18 protein-coding genes and 1 riboswitch are annotated in these 18044 nt (G+C 58.0%); of the genes, 6 read left to right on the top strand and 12 right to left on the bottom strand.

Translation table 11 applies throughout. The annotated features are described in order from the left end of the window. The 4 genes from clpX to metZ form a co-directional block, all read right to left on the bottom strand. Window positions 1-1266 (bottom strand): ATP-dependent Clp protease ATP-binding subunit ClpX, encoded by a 1266-nt coding sequence (clpX, locus tag VGP75_RS07900; protein ID WP_327543138.1) that lies wholly within the window; start codon window positions 1264-1266, stop codon window positions 1-3. 224 nt (window positions 1267-1490) lie between these two features. Further along, window positions 1491-2111, bottom strand: coding sequence for an ATP-dependent Clp protease proteolytic subunit (locus VGP75_RS07895; RefSeq protein WP_055687549.1), 621 nt, complete (start codon window positions 2109-2111; stop codon window positions 1491-1493). A 147-nt stretch (window positions 2112-2258) separates the two neighbouring features. Further along, a complete protein-coding gene (gene folE2, locus VGP75_RS07890; RefSeq protein WP_327543164.1) occupies window positions 2259-3362 on the bottom strand; it encodes a GTP cyclohydrolase FolE2 in 1104 nt (367 codons plus the stop codon). A 174-nt stretch (window positions 3363-3536) separates the two neighbouring features. Next, the gene (metZ, locus tag VGP75_RS07885; protein WP_327543137.1) at window positions 3537-4712 is read right to left on the bottom strand and encodes an O-succinylhomoserine sulfhydrylase; all 1176 of its coding nucleotides are present in this window, start codon (window positions 4710-4712) and stop codon (window positions 3537-3539) included. Window positions 4713-4776: 64 nt separating this feature from the next. After that, window positions 4777-4854, bottom strand: a riboswitch (SAM riboswitch). Window positions 4855-5039: 185 nt separating this feature from the next. On the opposite strand from metZ, the gene VGP75_RS07880 reads away from it, so the two are divergent. From VGP75_RS07880 to VGP75_RS07870, 3 genes are all read left to right on the top strand, one after another. Next, window positions 5040-5927 (top strand): alpha/beta hydrolase, encoded by an 888-nt coding sequence (locus VGP75_RS07880; protein ID WP_327543136.1) that lies wholly within the window; start codon window positions 5040-5042, stop codon window positions 5925-5927. 29 nt (window positions 5928-5956) lie between these two features. Further along, entirely contained in the window at window positions 5957-6658 is a 702-nt protein-coding gene (locus VGP75_RS07875; RefSeq protein WP_327543135.1) for a glutathione S-transferase N-terminal domain-containing protein, read from the top strand. 62 nt (window positions 6659-6720) lie between these two features. Continuing rightward, window positions 6721-7050 (top strand): PilZ domain-containing protein, encoded by a 330-nt coding sequence (locus VGP75_RS07870; RefSeq protein ID WP_327543134.1) that lies wholly within the window; start codon window positions 6721-6723, stop codon window positions 7048-7050. On the opposite strand, the gene VGP75_RS07865 is transcribed toward VGP75_RS07870, so the two are convergent. The 5 genes from VGP75_RS07865 to VGP75_RS07845 all read right to left on the bottom strand — a co-directional run bounded on the left by VGP75_RS07865 (window position 7047) and on the right by VGP75_RS07845 (window position 12399). Continuing rightward, window positions 7047-7658 (bottom strand): inner membrane-spanning protein YciB, encoded by a 612-nt coding sequence (locus tag VGP75_RS07865; RefSeq protein ID WP_327543133.1) that lies wholly within the window; start codon window positions 7656-7658, stop codon window positions 7047-7049. The two genes, VGP75_RS07870 and VGP75_RS07865, sit on opposite strands and share 4 nt — an antisense overlap. An 11-nt stretch (window positions 7659-7669) precedes the next feature. Continuing rightward, entirely contained in the window at window positions 7670-8581 is a 912-nt protein-coding gene (locus tag VGP75_RS07860; protein ID WP_327543132.1) for an EamA family transporter, read from the bottom strand. Next, on the bottom strand, window positions 8578-9390 hold the full coding sequence (locus VGP75_RS07855; protein WP_327543131.1) for a hypothetical protein: 813 nt from the start codon (window positions 9388-9390) through the stop codon (window positions 8578-8580). The genes VGP75_RS07860 and VGP75_RS07855 overlap by 4 nt, the downstream gene beginning before the upstream one ends. Continuing rightward, a complete protein-coding gene (gene ftsY / locus VGP75_RS07850) occupies window positions 9387-10637 on the bottom strand; it encodes a signal recognition particle-docking protein FtsY (protein ID WP_327543130.1) in 1251 nt (416 codons plus the stop codon). The genes VGP75_RS07855 and ftsY overlap by 4 nt, the downstream gene beginning before the upstream one ends. 70 nt (window positions 10638-10707) lie before the next feature. Further along, window positions 10708-12399, bottom strand: a complete 1692-nt coding sequence (locus tag VGP75_RS07845) for an NAD(P)H-dependent oxidoreductase subunit E (RefSeq protein WP_327543129.1) — start codon at window positions 12397-12399, stop codon at window positions 10708-10710. Window positions 12400-12542: 143 nt separating this feature from the next. Here VGP75_RS07845 and VGP75_RS07840 point away from each other — a divergent pair, with 143 nt between their 5' ends. Both VGP75_RS07840 and VGP75_RS07835 read left to right on the top strand, forming a co-directional pair. Beyond that, window positions 12543-13559, top strand: coding sequence for an alkane 1-monooxygenase (locus VGP75_RS07840; RefSeq protein WP_327543128.1), 1017 nt, complete (start codon window positions 12543-12545; stop codon window positions 13557-13559). Beyond that, complete coding sequence (locus VGP75_RS07835; RefSeq protein WP_327543127.1) at window positions 13552-13938, top strand: hypothetical protein; 387 nt, start codon at window positions 13552-13554, stop codon at window positions 13936-13938. The genes VGP75_RS07840 and VGP75_RS07835 overlap by 8 nt, the downstream gene beginning before the upstream one ends. Here VGP75_RS07835 and xseA read toward each other — a convergent pair. Then, window positions 13927-15414, bottom strand: coding sequence for an exodeoxyribonuclease VII large subunit (gene xseA, locus VGP75_RS07830; RefSeq protein WP_327543126.1), 1488 nt, complete (start codon window positions 15412-15414; stop codon window positions 13927-13929). The genes VGP75_RS07835 and xseA overlap by 12 nt on opposite strands. Next, a complete protein-coding gene (locus VGP75_RS07825; RefSeq protein ID WP_327543125.1) occupies window positions 15411-16004 on the bottom strand; it encodes a hypothetical protein in 594 nt (197 codons plus the stop codon). Before VGP75_RS07825 ends, xseA begins: the two co-directional genes overlap by 4 nt. A gap of 161 nt (window positions 16005-16165) precedes the next feature. On the opposite strand from VGP75_RS07825, the gene purD reads away from it, so the two are divergent. After that, window positions 16166-17428, top strand: a complete 1263-nt coding sequence (gene purD, locus VGP75_RS07820; protein WP_327543124.1) for a phosphoribosylamine--glycine ligase — start codon at window positions 16166-16168, stop codon at window positions 17426-17428. Window positions 17429-17494: 66 nt separating this feature from the next. Here the strand turns inward: purD and VGP75_RS07815 are convergent, their stop codons facing one another. After that, window positions 17495-18001, bottom strand: coding sequence for a CarD family transcriptional regulator (locus tag VGP75_RS07815; RefSeq protein WP_055294644.1), 507 nt, complete (start codon window positions 17999-18001; stop codon window positions 17495-17497). Window positions 18002-18044 lie beyond the last annotated feature (43 nt).

Here is an 18044-nt window from a genome sequence, read left to right as displayed (position 1 = left end):
TTAGCTTGCGGTCGCAGACTCTTTCTTTCTGCCATCATCGTGGATCATCAGTGGGGCGACATCAGATGTCACCGCCTCTTCGTTGACGACCACTTCGGTCACCGTATCCATGCCGGGCAGATCAAACATGGTATCCAGCAGGATATCTTCCATAATTGACCGCAATCCGCGCGCGCCCGTCTTGCGCTCGATCGCACGTTTGGCAATCGCGCTGAGGGCATCCTCGGTAAAGCTCAGTTTTGTGTCCTCAAGCTCGAAGAGGCGCTGGTACTGTTTCACCAGAGCATTCTTTGGCTGGGTCAGGATCGTGATCAGCGCGTCCTCATCCAGATCGGTCAGCGTTGCGATCACGGGCAAACGACCCACAAATTCAGGGATCAAACCAAACTTCAAAAGATCTTCAGGCTCCAGGTCCTTGAAGATCTCGCCAATGCCGCGGTCGTCCTGTTCGCGGACATCCGCACCAAAGCCCATGCCGGACCCTTTGCCGCGCTGTGCAATGATTTTATCAAGGCCTGCAAAAGCCCCACCACAGATGAACAGGATATTCGTCGTATCCACCTGCAGGAATTCCTGCTGCGGATGCTTGCGCCCACCCTGCGGCGGCACAGAGGCAACCGTGCCTTCCATGATTTTCAACAGGGCCTGCTGTACACCTTCGCCCGACACATCCCGTGTGATCGAGGGGTTATCAGACTTGCGCGTAATCTTGTCGACCTCGTCGATATAGACGATGCCGCGCTGTGCGCGTTCGACATTGTATTCAGAGGCCTGCAACAGTTTGAGGATGATGTTTTCCACATCCTCACCCACATAGCCCGCTTCTGTCAGGGTCGTGGCGTCGGCCATCGTGAAGGGCACATCCAGAATGCGCGCAAGCGTTTGCGCCAGCAGTGTTTTACCACAACCCGTTGGCCCGATCAGCATGATGTTCGATTTCGCCAGTTCGATATCGGTCTTATCGGCGTGGTTCAGGCGTTTGTAGTGGTTGTGCACCGCCACAGACAGCACTCGTTTGGCATGCATCTGGCCAATGACATAGTCATCCAATACGCCACAAATCTCGGAAGGTGTGGGCACACCGTCGCCCGCTTTCAGGCCTGCGGTTTTGGTCTCTTCGCGGATGATATCCATGCAAAGTTCGACACATTCGTCACAGATAAAAACGGTCGGACCGGCAATCAGCTTACGCACCTCATGCTGGCTTTTGCCACAAAAGCTGCAGTACAGCGTGTTCTTGCTTTCGGTGCCGCTCGTATTCGCCATTTCAAACCTCTTGACCGGTCAGGTCATTCAAACATCATTCGGACTGCTTCGGCCACAACACTAGGACAGCCCGCCAAGGTCCACAATGTCAAAATGACCATGCGCACATCGTCGTTAACAACACGCTAATGCCTTGGCAAATCAGGGATGGAATCTTAATTCGTCAGAAAAAAGACAAACGCGGCCGAAACCGCGTTTGTTTGTCGCAGCGTTGCAAAAAAGCCTTAATCCTCGGCTTTGGTGCGGTTTTCGACGATCTCGTCGATCAAACCCCACTCCTTTGCCTCTTCAGGCGACATGAAGTTGTCACGCTCCAAGGCGGCCTCAACCTTTTTCAGGGTGTTGCCGGTGTGCTTGACGTAGATCTCGTTCAGGCGAGTTTTCAGCTTCTGGGTTTCTGCGGCATGGATCATGATGTCCGTGGCCTGCCCCTGATAACCACCCGATGGCTGGTGCACCATAACACGGCTGTTGGGCAGCGAAAAACGCATGCCTTCATGCCCTGCGGTCAGCAAGAGCGAGCCCATGGAGGCCGCTTGGCCAATGACCAGCGTGCTGACCTTCGGGCGGATGTACTGCATCGTGTCATAGATTGACAAACCGGATGTCACCACGCCGCCGGGGCTGTTGATGTACATGCTGATTTCTTTTTTCGGGTTTTCCGATTCAAGGTGCAAAAGCTGCGCGACAATGAGCTGGCTCATGCCGTCATGGACGGGGCCGTTTACGAAGATGATGCGCTCTTTCAACAGGCGCGAGAAGATGTCGTAAGCGCGCTCACCCCGTGCGGTCTGTTCGACCACCATTGGGACAAGGTTCATATAGGTCTCGACGGGGTCTTGCATAACTACTGCCTCATATTCGGACGATGTGTCCGCGTTCCATTATCATCGCTGACTCTAGTGTTGGGCGTCAGGGGCTTCAAGGGCTGAGGCGACGTAAGTATAGTTAACGGTGCCAAGGCGTAAGGTGGGTCTTGACCCACCTTACATTCAGCCAACGTGGAACAGTGACGCAAAGAGCCTTGGATCAAGACTTTCTGCTGCGAATGTGTCGCCTTCTGTCAGCACGGACACCGCATCATGGCTGTGCAGGCTTTCTTGATGGCTTGCAATCACGCGGAAATCGGAAATCCGCGTATCCAGTTGTAATTGCTCGGTAAAGAGCCGTGCCGCGTCCTCGACAAAGATCGGATTGGCGGCATTGAGTTCGGCAAAAGCCTGCTCGTCCTCGCGCTTGACCATCACTTGTGTTTCGGTCGGCACAGCCGCGCGCGCGCGATCAATCAGGTCCTCGAACCACAGCACATCGGCACCATTTTCCAAAAGCACCGAAATGCGCGCAACCGAACGCTGCGAATGTGGTGTCGCCAGTTGTCCGCGGAATTGGCGGGCATGTTCGGACAATTCCAGCGAACACGGGCACGTCGACGAATAGACATAATCAAGGTGTACGATCTTTTTGCGCACGCCTGCCCTTTCGACCAGTTCCAGCGCAATATCGTAATACTGATAGCCCGAAAGACCTGACCGCAGGCTTTCCACTTTCATCGGAAAGCTGAACCGCATCTGGATGCGCGCGTCAAAACTCTCAAGATCAGTCTTATAGGCATCCAGCGCTTTCTCGATCACTTCAAAGCTAAAGGTCTCGCCCGCGTGCTTGTAGAAGGTTCGCATGATGCGGGACATATTGATGCCCTTCTTCTCCGCCTCAAGCGATACGGTTCCGGTGACGGATGTTTCGAGCGTCAAATCACCGTTGTCACGGGTGTGGAACCGGATCGGCAGGCGGAAATTGGAAATGCCTACATGCTGGATTTGCTGCTGCGCCCCACGGATCAGACTGGACGGCCCGTTCTGCAAATCTGGCATCGTGGCCTTATAGGCGTCGTCCACCTCGAAATCTTCGGGGTAGGCCCGCGCCAAAGCAGGATAGTTCGACACTTCTTGCCCGGGGATCAAACGTGACACCAGCGGATCGAGTGTCGCTACTTCCTCGGCCGTCACATCGACCGCCCAGCGCCGCAAAAGCGCCAACGCCGCCTCGGCTTCCGCGCGTGTAGGTTCGCGATCCATGTCACGAGAGTGGATATTCATGTCTGTGCTCCCCGTCGGTGCTATCGACACCCCAACATGGGGCAGCGCATCGGATTTTCCAATGATATCTTTGTAGATACGTTGCAATTCCGCGCGTGGATCAGTCATGAGCCTAGCCTTTTTGCCCCCGTCACCTGCCCGATTAAAGCAGGAAACGGGCCCCGCGTCACCTCATCACAAATGCGCGATCGCAGCACGCAGATCAGCCAACAGATCATCAGGGTCTTCCAGACCGACGCTCATCCGGATGAGACCCGGTGTAATGCCCAAAATCGCCTTGGTTTCCGGCGTTAGCCTTTGGTGCGTCGTCGTCGCTGGGTGTGTCGCGATTGATTTGGCATCACCAAGGTTGTTGGAGATCGTCCAGATCTCCAGCGCGTTCAACAGCGCAAAGGCCGCCTTTTGCGACCCTGCATCAATCGCAAGCACGGTGCCGCCTGCCTGCATCTGCGCCATGTTCAGCGCGTATTGCGGATGGCTGGCAAGACCGGGATATATGACGTTGGCAAGCTTGCCGTCCGCCTCAAGCTGTTCGGCCAGATACTGCGCCGTTGCCGCCTGCGCACGCACCCGCAGGTCGATCGTCTCAAGCCCCTTGAGCATCATCCAAGCGGTAAACGGCGACATCGAACCACCGGTATGCTTCATATAGGGCTCTAACGTGCCGCGGATAAACTCACGCGTCCCGAGGATCACCCCGCCCAGCGCACGGCCCTGCCCGTCAATATGTTTGGTCGCCGAATAGACAACGACATCGGCACCCTGTTCCAGCGCATTTGAAAACACCGGCGTTGCAAAGACATTATCCACCATCACGATCGCATCTACCGCATGGGCAAACCTCGACACGGCCGCAATATCAATCACTTCCAGCGTTGGGTTCGAAATGCTTTCGAAAAAGACGACTTTGGTGTCGGGCCGGATCGCGGCCTCCCAGGCCGCAAGATCCGTGCCGTCGACAAAGGTCACCTCAACGCCATAGCGCGGCAGGATTTCTTCAAGAATATAAAGACACGATCCGAAGAGCGCGCGGGCAGATACAACATGATCGCCGGCTTTGAGCATAGACGTCAGCGCCCCGTTGACAGCCGCCATGCCAGAGGCCGTGGCAAACCCGTCCTCGGCCCCTTCAAGGGCTGCAATCCGGTCTTCGAACATCGCCACGGTGGGGTTTCCGTAACGCGCATAGATGAATTCGTCGGCGCCCGCCTTGATGAACCGCGCCTCGGCGTCTTCGGCTGTGTCATACACAAACCCCTGGGTCAAAAATATCGCTTCGCTGACCTCATTATACTGGCTGCGCCTGATCCCTGAATGCACCGCCTTGGTGCGTTTTTTCCACGTATCCATCTTTTCTTCCTCGCGCATGCCGCACGCAATAAAAAACCCCGATACCGGATAAGGGGCATCGAGGTTGATCAACCTAGAGTCCTCTTTAGCGGCATGTTTAACGTGGCCCGCAATCCGGTAACAAATCGCCACAAAACACGCGATACGCCGCTGCCAGACAAAAATCAAGAAGGCATGAACACCTCCAACAAACCATGGCAGATATCGCCGGTCACACAACCTGCACCACAAGATATGCCAACACACTGTCACACAACCTTTGAACAAACGTCACATAGACGTCGAATAGTCGTGGCACGCACCCGTCAAGCAATGCGGGATTATCACATGGCCCACCTCGCGGTGACACAAAGCACGCCCCCCTCTGACTACAAGCTCGAATCGGCACTGCGGGGCCTCGATCCAGACGCTCCGATCGTCATTATGCTACACGGCTTCAAATACGATCCGGCGGACCCCGCACGTGATCCCCAACGCCAGATTTACGCCTACAACCCCGACCGGCGCGTCAAGCGCGTTGCATCATGGCCGCGTCGCCTCGGACTGCAGGGCAGAAAAGGTCTGGCGATCGGGTTTGGCTGGCATGCAAGCGGCACCATCTGGCAAGCCCATGCCCAAGCCGCCTGCGCCGCGAAGGCACTTGCGGCCCTGATTTGCCGTATCAGGGCGCAAACGCCACACCGGCCCATTCACATCGTTGCACATTCCTTGGGTGCACGGGTTGCAGTAAGCGCATTGTCTGCGCTCCCTTGCGGCACTGTTTCACGCGTCATTCTGATTGCAGCTGCAGTCTTCGAACATGAACTTAAGAGTGCCTTGGGTAGCCGTGTCGGTGGCAGCACCGAGATCATCAATATCCGCAGCAGGGCCAACACGCTGTTTGATTTGCTGTTGCGGGCTGCTTTGCCGCATTGGGGCCCGACTGTCGGTCGCGGCCGCCTGCGCCATCAAAGGTTGCTCGATGTCAATATTGACTGCCAGACAATGCAATCTGCACTGACATCTGCAGGTTTTTCGCTTTCGCAGTCGCAGACCGGCATTTGCCATTGGTCGGGCTATCTGCGCAAAGATGTCTGCGCTTTCTATCGGCGCTTGCTGCACAGTCCCGCGCTAACCCCCCTGGCGTATTTACAGTCCGTTTGCGACACAGTTCCCCAGATGGCACCTCATGCGACCGTGAATAGGAGCTTGTCCTTTCGTGGACAGATGCGATGATACGGACATCTTAACCCGCGTGTGAAACGATGCCCCAACCGATTGACCTCTATTTCTGGCCCACACCCAACGGATGGAAGGCCACGATTGCACTCGAGGAGATGGGGCTGCCCTATAGGCTCCATCTGGTGGATATCGGTGCGGGCGATCAGTTCAAACCTGCGTTCCTTGCGATTTCGCCAAACAACCGCATGCCTGCGATTGTTGATCCCGACGGGCCGGACGGCGCTCCGATTTCGATCTTCGAATCCGGCGCGATCCTGCAATACCTCGCCCGCAAGACGGGAAAGTTCTACGGCACAACCGAACGCGACCGCATCAGCGTGGACCAATGGCTGATGTGGCAAATGGGCGGGCTGGGCCCGATGGCAGGACAGGCGCATCACTTTCTGAAATATGCGCCCGCAATGGACCCACCCAACGACCTATCCTACGCCAAAGACCGCTACCGCAATGAAACGGCGCGGCTATACGGTGTGCTGGACAGACAGCTGGCCAGACATGAATTTGTGGCTGGTGATTTCTATTCGATTGCGGATATGGCGATTTGGGGCTGGGCGTCGCTTTGGGAAGGTCAGCAGCAAACCTTGGATGACAAACCCCATATGGCACGCTGGCTTGGTGCGATGGGCGCAAGGCCTGGTGTGCAACGCGGGCGCGCTGTGGCGGCAGAAAAGCGCGGCGATTTTCGCAAAGACACAGGTGCGCAGAATATCCTTTTTCGCAAATAGACGTAACGGTTTGTTAGCGATGCGCGTTTATCAAAGGGCCATCCAAGACTTTGGGGCCTTTCATGCAGTACCGTCCACATCGCTATCCAACGCAGTTTCCGATCAAACTCTCCACACCTTCGGGACAGGTTGAATGTTCGGTTATCGACGTCAACAATACCGGCGCACGCCTTACATGCTCAGGACAGCTGACGCGCGGTGAAAAGGTGACGTTCCAGGTTCTCAACCACAAGGTAGACGCAATTGTACGCTGGGTTTCAGGAACACGTGCAGGGGTGACATTTCGCCCGTATTTGACGGACTTGCTCGTCGATACGCTGCGGTATCGCCGCGATAAAGGCAATTATAACCAGCACCGCGCCGGCGGCATGCGCTACCCCGAACTGCGTTAGTCTTTCGCCGCCTCTGGGACCTCAATGAAATAGCGTTGCAATTTGTAAATCTGCACCCATAGGAACACCATCAGGACCGCCGGAAACGCAAAAGTCTCCAGCTTGACCCAAAGGTCGGTGGTTTGTGTGCGCCAGATAATTTCATTCGCAATTCCGAGAGCCGCAAACATATAACAAAGGCGACGGGTGAAAATCATCCAGCCCTCTTTTTCCATCGGCAGGAACTCTTCCATGACGTACTGCAAGTAGCTTTTCCCCCGCAACAGGCCAATCCCCAAAAGGCCCGCCATGACGCCGTAAACGATGGTGGTTTTCATTTTGAAAAAACGCTCGTCGTTGAAATAGGCCGTCAGACCGCCAAAGAAGATGACCATGAAGGCGGTAAAAACCTGCATCCGGCTCAACTTGCCTGTCAGGATCCATAGCACAGCCATCGCAGCCAACAGGATCGGAATAAAGATCAGGGCAGAGACGATAAAGCCGGTATATTCAGCGCCACCAAAGGTAAACGTCTCATCCCTGATCCGCAGATAGATCAGGAAAAACGCAAGCGTCGGCCCAAGTTCCAAAACCTGTTTCAGAATTGGATTGATGGTTTTCTCAGCCATAAATATCTCCTTCAGCCACCCATTTCCACGATGACAGCGCCGAGTGCAACCAGCGTCATCAAAAAGAGACGGCGCGGCCCTACTTTTTCACCCATAATGAACCAGCCAATCAATGCGGCAAAAACAACCGAAGTTTCGCGCAGCACCGCCGCTTCGCCGACTTTGTCCAACCGCGTGGCCAAAAGTACCCCGCCAAAGCTGACCCAAGCAATCAACGCACCGATGAACCCCCGCCACATCAGGGGGCCTAGCACAGGTTGCAGCGTCATGCGCCGATACCGCCACGCCGCCAAGAGCGGAAAATCAATGGCCGTAACAAAGAAGAACCACGCCAGAAAGGTAAAGGGATCAGGGCTTTGGCGGATGCCATAGGCATCATAGGTCGTATAGATTGCGACCAAGATCCCCCCTGCCAAGGCCCACAGCAGCCCCAGCTTCAGTGTCCGCGGGTCCAGCACCTCTTCGGTAATATTCCGCACCGCCAGCAGCAAAATCCCCCCGCTCAGACAGGCCACCCCGACCCACTGCACGGGCGTGAAAAACTCTCCGAAAAACAGCGACGCCGCCAGCACGGTTACCAAAGGCCCCGTGCCGCGCACAACCGGATAAACCACCGTGTAGGCCGCCCTTTCATAGGCCATTGCCATTGTCACCTTATAGGCAAAATGGATCACGATCGCGCCAACGAGGATCAGGGCCGTGGTCAGATTGGGCCAAGGTACGACGAAAAGCGCGATAGGTGCAGAAAGCACGAACAGCCAGCCATCAATCGCCCCCCGCGTCAGCCAGGGATCATAGCGCCCCTTCTGCAACGCCCCGAAAATCGCATGGGCCAAGGCCGACACAAGTGCAAGAACGGTTGCAAGCCGCGCACCCTCTGGCGTGCCAGAAATCGCAACCAGCCATGCACCAAGCTCGTTCACATGCGCCCCGGATTCCAGATGACTGTCAGCGTCGTGTCATCCAGTCCCGCCGCGAATGCTTTGGTCAGTGCGGCCTCGCCGGGCGCATGGCCCAGCGCGAAAAATGGCGCGATAAGTGCCGCAACCGGCCGCGCTTCATGCGCGTCCATCGTCACCCGTAGCGTCCCACGCGCATTCGGGACGGCACCAACAAACCGCAGGAATTCCCGCTTGGTCCGGCCGCTCACTTGCGCCTCACCAACACCGCGCAAGGCAGTATCGACCGAGGAACGGGTCACATCGGATAAGTCGATCCGCAAATCAGCCAACGCATCCGGTGTGACGGTGAAATCCAAAGACACTGTGGTAAAGGTCATTTCCGCAAGCGCCTCTTGGGCCTGCGTCACATTCTCAAACGTGGCGGCGTGCAACTGCCCCCTCATCCGCAGCGCGCGCCCGTCTTCGCCCTGCACATGCAATTCATCTAGCTGCACCGAACCCGTCCGAATGTCTTGGGTTACCGCAAGCCGTCCGTCGATTGGCCCCAGAGGCGTCTCCTGACGACTGAACACCACTTCACCCGATCGTGCATCTTCCGACACGGCAAACCGGAACTTGCCCTCGGCATTTGCGCGCTGGAATAATGTCTCATCCGAGGTTGCAAAACGGCACCAGCCTTCTGCGCCGGATGTGACCGACCCAGTCAGATCCGTCACCCCAAAGGATGCAGCGAAGGCGCGGATTTCTGTCCAGGCCTTCGCACAATCCGTGTCGCCCAGCGCCGGTAGCGGCAAAAACGCAAAAAGCGATGCCGCAATAAGCCGTTTCACCGGTCCAGACCCACCAGCGCTGCTGCGAAATCATCGGGATCAAAGGGGGCCAGATCATCAATCTGCTCACCGACGCCAATTGCATGGATGGGCAGGCCGAATTTGTCAGCAAGGGCCACCAGCACGCCACCCTTTGCCGTGCCGTCAAGTTTCGTCATCACAAGGCCGGATACATCCGCAAGTTCCTGGAACACCTTGACCTGCTGCACGGCGTTCTGCCCGGTGGTGGCATCCAGCACCAGTAGCGTATTATGCGGCGCATCGGGGTCTTTCTTGCGAATGACCCGCACGATCTTGGCCAGTTCTTCCATCAGATCGGCACGGTTTTGCAAACGGCCCGCCGTGTCGATCATCAAGAGGTCAGCCCCATCCGCCTGTGCCTTGGTCATCGCGTCAAAGGCCAGGCTTGCAGGGTCTGATCCTTCGGGGGCCGTCAGTACAGGGACGCCCGCGCGATCACCCCAGACCTGCAATTGTTCGACAGCGGCCGCACGGAACGTATCACCCGCGGCGATCACAACTGATTTCCCAGCCGCCTTGAACTGGCTGGCCAGTTTACCAATCGTGGTGGTTTTGCCAGATCCGTTAACACCGACCACCAGCACCACCTGCGGCGTCTTGGCGTATAGCGGCATCGGCCGCGCGACAGGTTCCATGATCCGCGCGATCTCTTGGGCCATCAGTTCTTTGATCTCTTGCACAGAGAGCCGCCGGCCCAGACGCCCCTCGGCCATGTTCGCCGTCACGCGCAGGGCCGTATCAACGCCCATATCCGCTGAAATGAGCAGCTCTTCAAGCTGTTCCAGCATGTCGTCATCAAGCGTGCGTTTTACAACGGTCTTGGCCGCAGCGCCGCCACCGAAGAAGCGCCCGAGCAGGCCCTTCTTTTCCGCTTCAGGCACAGCCTGCTCGGTGAGAGGTGCCGTCAGGTCGACATCAAACTGAACGGGTGCCGGTGCGGCCACAGGCGCGACAGGCGCAGCGGGTGTCTCATCTTCAACCGGATCGTAGACTTCGGGCTCGGGCTCGGGCTCGGGCTCGGGCTCGGGCTCGGGCTCGGGCTCGGGCTCGGGCTCGGGCTCGGGCTCGGGCTCGGGAATTGGGTCGGCTACGGGGGGAACCGGCGCAACCGGTTCTTCAACAATTTCCTCTTCCTCGCCGCCATCCTGCACGATGGCGTCCAGCCCCTCGTCAATCTTGGACGAGGATTTGAACATCCGGGATTTGAGTTTTTTGAAAAATGACATCTCGATCAACCGCAGCAGCCTTTCCTATCACCTAATGATGCAGGACAGGTTTGGAAAGCCTCAACGCGGTTTAACCCGATACCTCATCCTTGAAATGCTGCATCACCAGCTTGATCGGATTGGGGGCCGCCTGCCCCAGACCACAGATCGAGGCATCGGCCATCGCCGTACAAAGATCGGTCAGAAGCGGCTGATCCCATATGTCCGCCTGCATCAGTTTCACGGCCTTCTCGCACCCGACACGGCAAGGCGTGCACTGCCCGCAGCTTTCATCCTCGAAAAACCGCAGCATGTTCAGCGCCGCATCGCGGGCGCGGTCCTGATCAGAGAGCACGACGACAGCGGCGGAGCCGATAAAGGTACCCAAGGGCTGCAAAGTATCGAAATCAAGCGGCACATCATTGATTGACGCAGGCAAAAGCCCCGAAGACGGACCACCCGGCTGATAGGCTTTGAACACATGGCCCGCGGCCATACCACCGGCGGCGGCGATGATATCTGTGATGGTTGATCCCGCTGGCAAAAGATAGACACCGGGCGCAGCGACACGGCCGGAAACGGAATAGGACCGCAGGCCGGTGCGCCCGTTCTTTTCCACCCTGCTCAGGATTTCAGGCCCTTCACGGCAAATCCGCGCGACCCAATAGAGCGTTTCAACGTTGTGCACCAATGTGGGGCGGTTAAAGATGCCGACTTGTGCCACAAAGGGGGGCCGGTGGCGCGGAATGCCGCGTTTGCCTTCGATGCTTTCGATCATTGCGGATTCTTCGCCGCAGATATAAGCGCCCGCACCGCGCCGCAGGTCGATATAGCCTTCCGCGACAAGGCCTGCCTCCTCAAGCGCCTTGATCTCGCGCGCCAGAATGTCCAGCACCGCAGGATATTCGTCGCGCATATAGATAAAGCAGGTCTCGGCCGCGACCGCCCAGGCGGCGATCAGCATACCTTCAAGGAACACATGCGGGGTGCGTTCCAGATAGTAACGGTCCTTGAACGTCCCCGGTTCGCCTTCGTCCCCGTTCACGGCCAGATAGCGGGGGCCGGCGTTGCCGCGCACAAAGCCCCATTTCTTGCCCGATGGAAAACCGGCACCGCCCAAACCGCGCAGGCCAGAGGCCAGCACTTTGTCTTGGACATCCTCCCAATTGCCACTGTCGCGCAAGGCCTGAAGCTCTGCATAACCACCTGTCGCCACGTAATCTGCATAGCCTTGATAATCGGGCAGATGGGCGTGCGTTTCGCCTGCCGCGATGGCCGCCTGCACCTTCTCGAGCGTCGCATGGTCGATATGGTTATGGCCCAACTCCAACACCGGCGCGGTATCGCAACGCCCCATGCAGGGCGCACGCAAGACGCGGACTTCGGCAGGGTCCAAACCCTCTTCGAGGGCCGCTTTCAACTGCTGGGCGCCCGCCAATTCGCATGACAGGCTATCGCAGACCCGAATGGTCAGCGCAGGCGGCGCCGCTTCGCCTTCTTTCACCACATCGAAATGGGCATAGAAGGTCGCGACCTCGTAAACCTCGGCCTGGCTCAGGCGCATTTCCTCGGCCAAGGCGCGCAGATGTGCGGCAGAGAGGTGGCCGTAATGATCCTGAATCATGTGCAAAAACTCAATCAGCAAATCACGCCGACGCGGGCGATCACCCAAGAGCATGCGGACCTCGTCCCATGCGGCGTCATCAAGCGCACGGCCCTTGGGACGGTGCCGCCCTTTGCCCTTGCCGGATTTCCAAACACCTTTGCGGTTGTCCAAAGCCATCGCGCCTATCCTCATCTCGTTAGGGCCAACATACGTCTCCGCGCGCAGCCAAACCACGCAAAAGCGACACCCAAGACGGCCAAACCGCGCAGCAATGCAATTTCCGCTACACCATGCGGAAACCCGTGCTAACTATCCGAAACATGGAACCACGTCTTTTGCATTTCGGCCTTGCCACTTTGACACCCGCTGCCCTGATCGGCGCTGGCGCCTTTCTGGGGGGCGGCTGGGTGGTTGCTGCGGTTGTTTATCTGACAGCAATGACAAGCCTGCTGGACCGGTTGATCAGGAAAGAAACTGCTGTTGGTGCAGCGTCGCAGGATGCCGCGTTATCGGTTGCAATTGCTCTGACCCATTTTTGCCTGCTGCCCGTCGTTGTGTGGTCGCTCGCCAACGCTGACCTCACGCCACTGGCAAAGATCGGAATCTTCTTTGCCGCAGGGCTGTGGTTCGGCCAGATCAGCAACGCCAATGCGCATGAGTTGATCCACCGCCCCACCCGCGCCCTGCACCGGCTTGGCATGTGGTGCTACATCACGCTGATGTTCGGGCACCATACCTCGGCCCATGTGCTGGTGCATCACCCGCATGTGGCCACCCCCGCAGACCCAAACACATCGCGCAAGGGCGAAAGCCTCTATCGCTATATCATCCGCGCGTGGACAGGCTCATTCCGTGCAGGCTACCGCGCCGAAAAGGCGCGTCTGGACCGCGTCGGACGCCCCGCATGGCGCAACCCCTACGCGGTCTATGTCGGTGGTAGTCTTCTTTGTCTGACAACGGCACTCCTGCTGGGCGGATGGCAGGCACTTGTCGCCTATGGCGCACTTTCGTTATACGCGCAGTCGCAACTCTTGATGTCTGACTATGTGCAGCACTACGGGCTTGTCCGTGCTCTCCGCGACAACGGCAAACCCGAGCCTGTCACTGCCAGACACAGCTGGAACAGCCCGCATTGGTTCTCTTCCATGATGCTGCTGAACGCCACGCGGCACTCTGATCACCACGCGCACCCTGCGCGGCCTTATCCTGAACTGAACATCCCTGATGACGCCCCTATGCTACCCCGCCCGCTCCCGCTGATGGCCAGTATCGCGCTGATCCCCCCGCTTTGGCGGCGGATCATGGACCCGCGCGTTGAAAGGTGGCGCAATGCGTAGTCTGTCGCTGTTCCTCTTGCTTGCGACCCCTGCGGTGGCGCAAGACACCATGACCGGCCCCGAATTCGACGCCTATGTCACCGGCCGGACCATCACATTCCGCACCGCAACCAACCCGCTTTTTGGGATCGAGCGATATCTGGAAGGGCGGCGCGTGATGTGGTCGGCGTTCGATGGCACCTGCCAATACGGCGTCTGGTTCGAGAGCAAGGGTGACATCTGTTTCCGTTATGACGGTGATCCGGAACACAAATGCTGGGAAATCTATGCAGAACCCGAAGGCCTGCGCGGGGTCTATACCACGCGGCCCAACACGACGGTCATCTACGAGGTCCCCGAAAGCGACGCACCGCTGATCTGCAACGATCTATCGTCCTGAGCCAACCTGCAATTTGCCGTCCGCAAATTCGATCTCGAGCGCGGTTGCTCCGGCTGCCGCATCCTTGGTTGTCACTACAGCCCCGTCACCCCGTACCACGGCATATCCGCGTTTGAGCGTTTCGACATAGCCCAGCGTCTCGCGCAAGCGCTCCAACGCATCCAGCCGCGCCAGACGTTCGGCCTGCTGGCGTGAGGCGCGGTCTGACAGGCGGCGCAGCAGCACTTCAAGCCGTTCGGTGTGGCGCGCGACACGGTCTTGCAGAACAGTGCCGCGCAAGCCACGCGCTGTCTGGTCAAACGCTATGCGCCCGTCGCGTGTCCTGCGTTTCAACGCAGGTGCCAGCCGTTCGGACAACCCCGCCAAACGCCGTTGATCCTCTGCTAGTCGGCGTGACAGAATACCCGGACGCAACGCCGCCTCACTCATCTGCAGGCGCTTCTTGGCAGCCGCCCCCTTCAGTGCGGATGGCAGTCGCTCACCGAGGTAATCCAACCGCTGGCGCGGCCCTTCGACCAACGCATCCACCTGCGGCAAGGCCCGCCCCAGATCGCGCACGCGTTGCTGGCGCTGCCCAAGGCCCGTTGTCAAAGCACGGCTCAGGCGCGCGCCCTGCTGGTCGGCCCATGCGAGCAGTTCCATCCGCACCGGTACGGCAAGTTCCGCCGCCGCTGTCGGTGTCGGCGCACGCATGTCCGAAACAAAATCAATCAACGTGGTATCGGTTTCATGCCCCACTGCAGAAATCAGCGGAATCTCCGATGCCGCAGCCGCCCGCGCCACGATCTCCTCGTTGAACCCCCACAGGTCCTCAAGCGATCCGCCACCCCGCGCGACAATCAACAAATCCGGACGCGGCAAGGCACCCCCGGGTGTCAGCGCATTGAACCCTGCGATTGCTGCCGCCACTTCGGGCGCACATTTGGCGCCTTGCACCGCCACGGGCCACACCAGTACCTTGCGCGGGAAACGATCGCGCAGGCGGTGCAGAATATCGCGGATCACCGCACCTGAAGGCGATGTGACCACCCCGATGATCTCGGGCAGATAGGGCAAGGGTTTCTTGCGCTCGGGCGCGAACAACCCCTCGGCCGCAAGTGCTGCCTTGCGCTTTTCCAGCATCGCCATCAGGGCACCGGCACCGGCAGGGGCGATATCCTCAATCACCATCTGGTATTTCGACTGACCGGGGAATGTCGTGAGCTTGCCCGTGGCAATCACTTCCATCCCCTCTTCGGGACGATGTGCCAGCGCCTGCGCACGGCCTTTCCAGATCACTCCGGCCAGAACCGAGCGATCATCCTTGAGGTCCATATAGATATGGCCCGACGCTGGCCGCGACACCCGCCCAACTTCGCCACGCACGCGCACATGGGAAAATCCGCTCTCGATCGCCTTTTTGACCGCGCCCGAAATCTCGGACACCGAAAATTCGGGCGTATTGTCAGTGGCGCCATCGTCAAAGAGATCCATCATATGGCTTCACCTTTTCCCTCGACCTGCAAGGGCAAGGACGAAAATTTCCATTTCAGAAAAAAGGCTGTCACGCATAACACCCCCGCCAGCAGGGCAAAAAGAACCGTTTTGAAAACCAAAGCCAACACCAGCGCCAATGCACCGCTGGTGCACAAAAGCATCCGCGAAATCCGCACCCTCGCAAAATCGGGATCAGGCCAGAATTGTACCTGCGCGCGACCGAACTCGTCTGCGTAATGATCCAGAGTGCGCCCATAGGCAGGATTATCCATAAACGGCAAAGATACGTCGGGACGACGAATGATGCGGCCAAGGACACGGGGACAAAAATCGTCGAAATACGCTTTCTCGTCCTGCGCATGCATCTTCCAGACAACATCAACAATGGGCGACGGCACAAGCGTTTCGCCGGTACTGCCCACCAGATACATAAAGCGACGATATTCTTCGACGAGAATGTAGCACACATCAATCGAATGGCCGGTTTCCTCGTGCAGACGGTCGACCAGTGAACGCGTGAGTGGACGCTCATGAAAGCTGTAGCCTTCAAGGCGGTGCCAAAGCTGCCGGTCCTTTTTGGTCGGGTTCATTTTTGTGTCTGTGCTCGTTTTCGTTGCCTCGACTGCGACAGTAGTCCGATGTGGGGCGCGCGCCAAGCACCAGAGGCCAGAAACCTTGGGTTTGGCTGACACTTGTGGTCATGACATCACCGCCTTAGAACCGGGGCAATTCAATTTTTGCGGGGACAAATATGAACATTCTCATTCTGGGCAGCGGCGGGCGTGAACATAGCCTGGCCTGGGCCGTCAAACAGAACCCCAAATGTGACCGGCTGATTGTCGCCCCCGGAAATGCGGGGATCGCGGCCCATGCGGAATGTGCCGATATCAACATTCTGGACGGTGATGCCGTGGCGACATTCGCTGAAGAGAATGCGATTGATTTCGTCATTATCGGCCCCGAAGCCCCCCTTGCGGCCGGTGTCGCCGACCGCTTGCGCAACGCAGGTCTGCTCGTCTTTGGCCCGAGTCAGGCGGCAGCCCAGCTCGAGGCCTCGAAGTCCTTTACAAAAGCCATCTGCGACGCGGCAGGCGCGCCCACTGCCGCCTACGCGCATTTCACTGACGCCGATGCCGCCCGTGCCTATATCCGCGCTCAAGGTGCACCAATTGTGGTCAAGGCTGACGGGCTTGCGGCGGGCAAGGGCGTGATCGTTGCCATGACGGAAGGCGAAGCACTTGCCGCAATCGACGATATGTTCGACGGCAGCTTTGGCGCGGCAGGTGCCGAGGTGGTGATCGAAGAGTTCATGGACGGTGAGGAAGCGTCGTTCTTTGTGCTCTGTGACGGCGAAACCATCCTGCCCGTGGGCACCGCCCAAGACCATAAACGCGCCTTTGACGGCGACACCGGCCCGAACACAGGCGGCATGGGCGCCTATTCCCCTGCCCCTGTGATGACCGATGCGATTACACAAAAGGCGCTGGACGAAATCATCACCCCCACCATGGAAGAGATGCGCAAGCGCGGCACCCCCTTCCAGGGCGTGCTTTTTGTCGGCCTGATGATCCAGAACGGCCAACCGCGTCTGGTGGAATACAACGTTCGCTTTGGCGATCCTGAATGCCAGTGCCTGATGATGCGCCTGGGTGGACAGATCCTTGATCTGCTGCTCGCTTGCGCAGAAGAGCGGCTGGACGAGATGCAGGTCAACTGGGCGGATGATCACGCGTTGAACATCGTCATGGCCGCAAATGGCTATCCCGGAAACTATGCCAAGGGCACCGTGATTGAAGGGCTGGACAGCCAGCCCGAAGACAGTTTCCACATGGTATTTCACGCAGGTACCGCGCTGAAAGACGGACAAATCACAGCCGCAGGCGGACGCGTTTTAAATATCACCGCGCGGGGCGCGACTTTGGCCGAAGCACATGAAAAGGCCTATGCCATGGCGCAAACGATCGACTGGCCAGACGGGTTTTATCGCTCAGACATTGGCTGGCGGGCACTCTGACACAGACAAAGAAAAAGCCGCGCTTGAAAACAAGCGCGGCCTTTTTGGTATTGAGTGGCGACGCAGTTACGCGGCGCGGCCGACCAGAACAGAATCAATCTCTGCCGCAGCTGCATTTTCATCATTGCCTGCCACAGCCGCGATTTCGCGGGTCAGGCGCTCAAGTGCGGCTTCATAAAGCTGACGCTCGGAATAGCTCTGCTCACGCTGGTCGTCCTGGCGGTGCAGGTCGCGCACAACCTCTGCAATTGCGATCAGATCACCCGAGTTGATCTTTTGCTCGTACTCTTGTGCACGACGCGACCACATCGCCTTTTTGACCTTTGCCTTGCCGCGCAGTGTCTTCATCGCATGGCTCACGACGTCCGGTGTCGCCAAGGCGCGCATCCCCACATCGGTGGCCTTGTCAGTCGGCACCCGCAGTGTCATTTTATCTTTCTCGAATGAGATGACGAACATCTCAAGCTCGAAGCCAGCAATTTCTTGCGTCTCGATCGACACAATTTTGCCGACCCCGTGGGCGGGGTAAACGACAAACTCGTTGGGGCTAAAGTCGTATTTTTTCTTGCTCATGATCGTCCTTTCATGACGGCCCGCGTTTGACGACAAAAAAACC

The sequence above is a fragment of the Yoonia sp. genome (genome assembly GCF_036007805.1).
Taxonomy (GTDB): domain Bacteria; phylum Pseudomonadota; class Alphaproteobacteria; order Rhodobacterales; family Rhodobacteraceae; genus Yoonia.
Note: the sequence above shows the minus strand (reverse complement) of the source record. Positions and strands in the feature narration are given on the sequence as shown.